Origin of the sequence: Cognatishimia sp. F0-27, assembly GCF_020667845.1 — a bacterium.
In the GTDB taxonomy this organism is placed as follows: Bacteria; Pseudomonadota; Alphaproteobacteria; order Rhodobacterales; family Rhodobacteraceae; genus JAFMPQ01.
Map to the genome: position 1 here is coordinate 1 of NZ_JAFMPQ010000103.1, position 695 is coordinate 695.

Consider the following 695-nt stretch of genomic DNA (forward strand, 5'->3'; position numbering starts at 1 on the left):
TACCAGGAATACGTCGATCTTTATGGCGAGGAGCGGACCATTGCGGAGATGAGCATGCCGCGGGTGTCGGCCGCGCGTCAGGTGCCTGCGTCCATCCTGAAGCGGATCGGTGGCTCCGAAGCTGCCTGAGCGCGGGTGAAACCGGCGGCGGGTGCCTTCCGCCACACCCGTTTGTAGCGGTCCTCGATATACGTTGGACCGCACGTCCCCTTTACGTCTTCGACACAGCAGCGCGTCTGGGAGACGCCGTGCGTGGGCTGTTCGCCTTCCAGTAGGTCGGTGAGTCCTTGTAGGCGATCCTGACGTGGAACTGCGCGATGCGGGACAGCTCCTGAACGGTGTAGATGCGGAGATCCGCGGCGCGCTCTTCCTGTTCGCACGCCACCAGGTAGCGGGCAGTCGCGCGCGTGATCAACCCCGGCCCCGTCTTGTTCCAGATATTTTCGTTGTCGCGCGCGAGCATGGCGTCCTTGCACAGGGTCGCAGCAAGTTTGAAGAGCGGATGACGAGGGGGGGCGGCCATGAAGTTGTTCGCGATTGCGCGGTGCGGCTCGGAACACAGGATGACGCGGCTCTCGCCATCCAACACCTTGTGGATCGGGCCGACACGGCGATCATCCGCGTCGACGTAGAGACCGCCATCGGCATATAACCGTGCAAGGCGAAAGAAATCGGATTGTTCGGCGGGATGGCGC

Annotated in this window: 1 protein-coding gene; it reads right to left on the bottom strand. The window is 63.2% G+C overall.

Features of this window, described 5'->3' with window-relative positions; genetic code table 11:
* Nucleotides 1-211: 211 nt before the first annotated feature.
* A partial coding sequence (locus J1C49_RS21520) for a glycosyltransferase (protein ID WP_227447857.1) occupies nt 212-695 on the bottom strand: 484 nt, incomplete at its 5' end.